The organism is Plectonema radiosum NIES-515, assembly GCF_025753815.1.
Lineage (GTDB): Bacteria > Cyanobacteriota > Cyanobacteriia > Cyanobacteriales > Nostocaceae > Hassallia > Hassallia radiosum_A.
In genome coordinates this window covers 21,609-28,092 of sequence record NZ_JAOWRF010000084.1, presented here as the reverse complement: position 1 = coordinate 28,092, position 6,484 = coordinate 21,609, and the positions used below count along the sequence as shown (strand labels likewise).

Here is a 6,484-nt window from a genome sequence, read left to right as displayed (position 1 = left end):
GTCTCTACAACTAACTTTGCTCCTCCGGTACAGACGTTCCGTCGGAACGTCTCTACAACTAACTTTGCTCCTCCGGTACAGACGTTCCGTCGGAACGTCTCTACAACTAACTTTGCTCCTCCGGTACAGACGTTCCGTCGGAACGTCTCTACAACTAACTTTGCTCCTCCGGTACGAAATCAAGCTTCCCCCCCAACCATCACATCACGTATTCTTAAACTCGGTCCACCACAACCGACAGGTAAACCATCTTGTCCACCTTTGCCGCAACCACCGGACTCATCCCAGTAAAAGTCATCACCGATCGCTTCTATATCTGCTAAAGTTTGAAAAACATTACCCGAAAGCGTCACATCCCGCACCTGTTCGGCAATTTTACCATTTCTAATCATCCATGCTTCCGCAGCGCTGAAGGTGAACATTTCCCCGTTTGTCATTCCCCCTAGTAAATTCCGGGCGTACACTCCCTCTTTTATACCATTAAATAAATTTTCTACTGGCGTTGTACCTCTTTCAATCCAGGTATTAGTCATCCGCACTATTGGCGAAAAGTGATAATTGAGACAACGTGCATTGCCTGTAGGTGCTTCGTCTAATTTGCCAGCGGTTTCACGAGAATGCAAACGTCCCACCAAAACGCCATCTTTAATTAGTTGAGTGGTGGTAGCGGGTGTGCCTTCGTCATCGTAAAAATAACTACCACGATGTCCCTGAGGTGCAGCACCATCAAAAATTTGCAACTCTTTTGGACCAAAACGCCGACCAATAGTCATTACTTCCAGCAAATCTGGATTTTCGTAACCCACATCTGCCTCAGAAAGATGTCCAAAGGCTTCGTGGACAAATAACCCGGTGAGAATCGGGTCAATGACCACAGTGTAAGTATTACCTTTGACTGATGCCAAAGATAAAGCAGCTACTGCCCTTTGAGCGGTACTCTTGACTTGTTCATCCAAATGTGTTAAATCTTCATAAGCTTTGCGAGAGCCGGTGGTTTCCCTGCCAGTTTGCAGAGTTTCCCCGTCTTTAGCTGTAGCGGCAAAGCGCATTTCCATATCCACCCAAGATTGCTCAATTAAAGTGCCTTCGGAAGTAGCGAGGATGATTCTTTGGGCACTGTCACCGTAGCTAACTGAAGTAGTGGTGATGCGATGGTCTACGCTTTTGAGTAAATCGGTGTAGCGATCGCACAATTGTTTTTTATCCACCAGGGAAATCTTTCGCGGGTCACTACCTGTAAGCGGTAAAGTGCATATTGCTTGTACTATTTCTATTGGGGCAAGTATAGTTTCTTCATCACCAACCATCCGTGCTGCTGCGATCGCTTCTTCTATCCGCTCTTTAATTGTCGCTAGCTGGTTAAAACTACTTAAACCCCAACCACCTTTATAACAAGCGCGAATTTGTCCACCAATTGAAATCCCAACGCTTAGAGTTTCTAGTTTATCACCACGCAACAAAATATCAGTATCTTCTGCTTCTTCCAGGCGAATCATGAGATAATCTACTCTAGATGAGTAATGGGCAATCAAGTCAGAAAGTAAATTTTGGGCATCGGTAAGTTGGGTTTGCATAATATTGCCTTTGTTTAACGATCTATTTACAGATATTCAAATAATTAATGGATAATTTTTAGACTGATATATGCATTATCCTAACGACAAGCCGCTCAAGCACGCGATATCAATCATCAAAGCCGACTTCAGCCGTGTCTAACAATAACAGAAACGAACACTTACACCTCCTCTCCAGCTTTGAGGCAGGATGGGAAGGCTTGAACCTCTTATATGAAATAGAACCATGCGACGAAACACCGGAAATGTACATGGGTCGGCACTTTATTGTTATTGCTCTTGATAATTTTCGTGCCAGCTATATGTTAAACCAAAGTTGGCAACAAGTGGATTACGAATCGGGTGATATTGCCATTATCCCAGCTTCCCAAGCTTTCCCCCGAACACAGATTGATCGGGAAGTTCCATTAGTTGAACTATTTCTTGAACCTGCAATTCTTAACCGTGTTGCTTGTGAATCTGCGGATGCAGATAATATCGAAATTGTACCACACTGGCACATACGCGACCCGTTAATTCAGCATATGGGGTTAGCATTAAAAGCTGAATTAGAAGCCTCCAGCGCTGACAGTCGGCTTTATGTAGAATCGATGGCAACAGCGCTTTCAGTGCATTTATTGACCCGATATTCTGCACGTAAACCGCAGATTAAAAACTATACAGGTGGTTTGCCCAAGTATAGATTAAGGGAAGCTATAAACTACATCAATGAAAATTTAGACCACAATTTAACTTTAGCTGAAGTTGCAGCTTCAGTGCAGATGAGTCCCCATTATTTTGCTACTTTATTCAAGCAATCTACAGGTTTGACACCGCATCAATATGTGATGAAATGCCGAATAGATAAAGCAAAGCAATTATTGCATATACGGGAATTGACACTTGTAGAAATCTGTCACCATGTCGGCTTTCAAAGTCAAAGTCATTTTACCAGGGTGTTTCGCGAACATACCAAAACAACACCAAAGGTATATCGAGACGCGCTGTAAAAGAAGTTAGGAGTTAGGAGTCAGAAGAACTTCACCGATAAAGGGATGGAGTTTCAATAATCAGGAAGATTAAGACATTTTTTGTTTATATTAGGCAAGACAGAAAGACAAAGCGATCGCTAAATTAAATAGCAATCAGCAGTAAAGCAAAAGTAAGAAAGTATGAAACATACCACCACTTTTCAAGGTTGGAATATCGTCGGTTTATCAACGCTGACGATTGGTGCTATGGTTGCTGTCATCTGGTTATTTTATGGCATTGATGAACAAGCAATGCGGATGGCAATCAGGGCAACTGCCCGTACTTCGTGTATCTTATTTCTTGGTGCTTTTGTCGCATCCTCACTGGGAGCGAATTGGTCAAATTATTTCACAACATGGCTTTTAAAGAATCGCCGTTATTTAGGCATATCAATGGCAGTGTCGCATATTTATCATGCGATCGCTCTGATTGGATTATGGTTTGCCACTTCTGGAGTAACTCCCAAATTTGACCCAGGCGGCACTTTCGGTTATTTATTACTCATAGCCATGACTATAACGTCCTTTGATCGTCCCGCTGCTTTAATCGGTCAACGTGCTTGGAAAATTTTGCACACTACCGGAATGCACTTTTTCTGGTTAGCTTTTACATTGGAATTTAGCCTGAGAATTCAACAGTCAATGCTGATTTATTTACCTTTAGTTATCTTATTAGTCTTAGCAATAATGCTTCGCTTAAGTAAGTCGAGAATGCAAAGGAAGTTACCTAGCTAGTTAATGCTAGGATTTGGGAATGTTTGATAATGTTTGCAAATTTCTTGCCGAAAATTTCTCTACCGACTTTGCCACCTGGCTGTTAGGAGAACCAATTTCTCTAACAGAGTTAAGTCCTTCGGAACTCTCACTTGAACCAATTAGAGCCGATGCACTAATTTTATTAGAATCGGCAGAGGTCGTGCTTCATTTGGAGTTTCAGACTCAACCCGATGCAAATATTCCCTTTCGCATGATTGATTATCGGTTGCGGGTGTATCGTCGCTTTCCCCAAAAGCGGATGCGTCAAGTTGTGATTTACCTTAAAGAAACAAGTTCAGAACTCGTGCGGCAAAATACCTTTAGTATTCCTGGTTCTCGTCATGAGTTTGAAGTGATTCGACTGTGGGAACAACCTGTGGAGGTATTTTTGCGCTATCCAGGTTTATTACCGTTTGCGGTGTTGGGTGAAACAAAGGATAGAAACAGCACATTACAGCAAGTAGCACAGGAAATAGAAGGAATTTCCAACCAACGACGGCAAAGTAATGTTGCGGCTGCAACTTCGATTTTAGCTGGTTTAGTATTAGAGAAACAGCTGATTAAAAGAGTTTTACGGAGAGAGATTATGCGGGAGTCTGTAATTTATCAAGATATTTGGGAAGAGGCTGTAGCCGAAGGTGAAGCCAAAGGTGAAGCCAAAGGTGTTCAAGAGGGTGTTCGGCTGGTTGCAGTAAATCTACTCAACAGCGGAATGGCTGTGGAAGAAGTGGTAAGAATGACTGGTTTATCACTTCAAGAGGTGGAGTTGTTGCTTAAGCGAGAAGGTGAGGCATAATAACGAGAGCGATCGCCCTTTTTATCAAGTTTTAGAAAAGAGTGCGATCGCACTCTTAAATCTCTATTGACTAAATACCAATAATACTATCTGAAATAACCCGACGATAAAACCTAAAACACCACCTAAAGTAACGATCGCCTGCAATTCATTTTTGACAATTCCCTCAATTGCGGCTTCTAAATCAGCGGGTGATGTTGATTTTACGCGATCGACAATCACTTGATCTATTGACAAAATGGGTATCGCTTGAGCCACAATCTTTTCTAAATCTTTTTCTAAATATTTATCTAAAATTAATGCCAGTTCTTCACTCACCATATCCAACGAAGAACTAACAACCGGGGAAGCACTAAGACGATTTAGCAATACTGAAGCAATATTTTCCCAGTCAACGGAATCAGTTAATCCTTGTAGTAAATCACCACCACTTGTTTGCAGATAATGACGCACACTTTCGCGGGTAGTCTTTCGCAATTGCCGCACCGTCCCCATTGGCAAGTTTTGTAAAGATATATTTTGCAGAATTTTTCTGAGGCGATCGCGCATTTGCAATTCTTGAATTAATTCTTTGATGCGTTGATTTGTCGTCTCTTTTTCATCCAAGCAAAACGTCCGCAATCGAGTTAAAGTATTGCGTAAACCAAACAAATTTGCCACTACCCAATAAGTTCCGCTGGTTTTTTCGCGAAAGCTTTCATCAATAATTTGAATCGTGCGATCGGTTAAAAAATCAATGATTGTCTGCCGGATTGCATCTGGGGGTAAAACTACTTGCAATAACCAATCAGCAAGCCGAGTAGATTGTTCTTCGCTGAGTTGAAATTCCAGTAATATCTGGTCAAAAATTTGATTTATTTGCGTTTCTAAAAAGTCTTCTTTTCGTGCCAAAACCTTCAGTAGACGTGGCAAAGATTCTCCTAACAAATCGCGCAAAATTCCGGCGACAATCTTTGTACTTTTATCTTGTTTATCCCCTTGAATTTGCTCGAACGCCATTTGCAATAACCAAAGAATCCCTGATTGCACGCGGTCCGTTTGCAACAGACGCCGCGCTAGCTTTTGCAATTCTTCTGGTGTCAGCAATGACCCCATAATTGTATTGGAAATGTTCTTCGCAAGGCGTTCCTGATTGCGAGGAATTAATCCAGGAGTGAACGGAACACGAGTTGTACCAATGTAAAGCGCTCGGTAGGGACGAAATAACATTTTGATGGCTATATCATTCGTGAAATAGCCAATAATTCCACCCACTACCGGGGGAGACACGTAAAGCCAGATATGAGACCAATCCACAGGATTTCGGATTTTGGATTTTGCGAAAAGTTTGATCGGAGGTTTCCTCCGCTCAAAGCTTTTTAAGACGGATTTTGGATTTTGGATTTTGGATTGGGATTTTTCCAGTTTCCAGATTCTAGTCCCCAGTCCCCAGTCCAAGCGTCCCTAATTCCTAGTCACCAATCTAAAATTTGCTGACTACCAGCATTCCCATCATACCGTTCGCGATGGGGTAGTGTGTGGCAGTTGCATAACCAACTTGACGAGCTAGGTCTATTTGCTCTGTGCCGATGGGAAAACGATCTAAGCTGGGACTGATGTAAGCGTATTCTTCCTTCACACCTAAGTAGTCTGCCAACGGGACAACGAGATTATCTAAATAAAACTGCTGAAAAGCGCGGATTTGCGAATTGCTGGGACGATGAAAGTCTAAAATTGCGGCTTTTGCCCTCGGTTGCAAGACGCGGTGTAATTCTTTCAGGCTGCCTTGAATATCTCTAACATTTCTTAAGCCATAGCCCATCGTCGCAGCGGCAAAAGAATTGTCCTCAAAGGGTAAATTTAGCACGTCTGCTTCTACCCAGGTGATAGGCGGTTGGGGATATTGCGCTCTGGAGCGTTGTTGGGCACTTAAGAGCAGATTAGGGGAAAAGTCCACTCCGTAAACCTTTCCCCATCCTCCCACACGTCGCGCTAAACGCAAAGCTAAATCGCCACTACCACAACATAAATCTAGGCAGGTATCACCTGGTTTGGCTTGGCTCCATTTCACTGCCATTTCCTTCCAGATGCGGTGTTGTCCCAGACTTAACCAATCGTTCAATTGATCGTAAACAGGGGCAATGCGGTCAAAAATAGCGCGAACATCTATATTATTTTTGCTTTGGTTCATATTCGGACTTTAATTTTCAAAACCGAAGATATGAGCGGTAAACCGCTCACTAAGAATGAGGAAATTATTTTACGTTTAATTTCGCCCACTTACTTGTGTAAACAAATAGTGCAAATTTTATTACTCATCGATTAAAAGTCAAAAGTCAAGATTTTGACTCTTGACTTTTGACTTTTGA

General features: G+C 42.3%; 6 protein-coding genes. 3 read left to right on the top strand and 3 right to left on the bottom strand.

Annotated features, from left to right (window positions below):
- Positions 1–179 precede the first annotated feature (179 nt).
- On the bottom strand, positions 180–1,574 hold the full coding sequence (locus tag OGM63_RS05420) for a TldD/PmbA family protein (protein ID WP_263744478.1): 1,395 nt from the start codon (positions 1,572–1,574) through the stop codon (positions 180–182).
- A 134-nt stretch (positions 1,575–1,708) separates the two neighbouring features.
- Between OGM63_RS05420 and OGM63_RS05415 the strand changes: the two genes are divergently transcribed.
- The 3 genes from OGM63_RS05415 to OGM63_RS05405 all read left to right on the top strand — a co-directional run bounded on the left by OGM63_RS05415 (position 1,709) and on the right by OGM63_RS05405 (position 4,136).
- Positions 1,709–2,563 carry a helix-turn-helix transcriptional regulator gene (locus tag OGM63_RS05415; RefSeq protein WP_263744477.1) on the top strand — a complete coding sequence of 285 codons (855 nt, stop codon included), beginning with the start codon at positions 1,709–1,711 and terminating at the stop codon, positions 2,561–2,563.
- A 162-nt stretch (positions 2,564–2,725) separates the two neighbouring features.
- Positions 2,726–3,319, top strand: coding sequence for a hypothetical protein (locus OGM63_RS05410; RefSeq protein ID WP_263744476.1), 594 nt, complete (start codon positions 2,726–2,728; stop codon positions 3,317–3,319).
- A 19-nt stretch (positions 3,320–3,338) separates the two neighbouring features.
- Positions 3,339–4,136, top strand: coding sequence for an Rpn family recombination-promoting nuclease/putative transposase (locus tag OGM63_RS05405; RefSeq protein WP_263744475.1), 798 nt, complete (start codon positions 3,339–3,341; stop codon positions 4,134–4,136).
- Between the two features lie 63 nt (positions 4,137–4,199).
- On the opposite strand, the gene OGM63_RS05400 is transcribed toward OGM63_RS05405, so the two are convergent.
- Together OGM63_RS05400 and ubiE are read right to left on the bottom strand one after the other, a co-directional pair.
- Positions 4,200–5,432, bottom strand: coding sequence for a DUF445 domain-containing protein (locus tag OGM63_RS05400; protein ID WP_263744474.1), 1,233 nt, complete (start codon positions 5,430–5,432; stop codon positions 4,200–4,202).
- Positions 5,433–5,598: 166 nt separating this feature from the next.
- Positions 5,599–6,306: a bifunctional demethylmenaquinone methyltransferase/2-methoxy-6-polyprenyl-1,4-benzoquinol methylase UbiE gene (gene ubiE, locus OGM63_RS05395; protein WP_263744473.1), complete on the bottom strand. Its 708-nt coding sequence runs from the start codon at positions 6,304–6,306 to the stop codon at positions 5,599–5,601.
- Positions 6,307–6,484 lie beyond the last annotated feature (178 nt).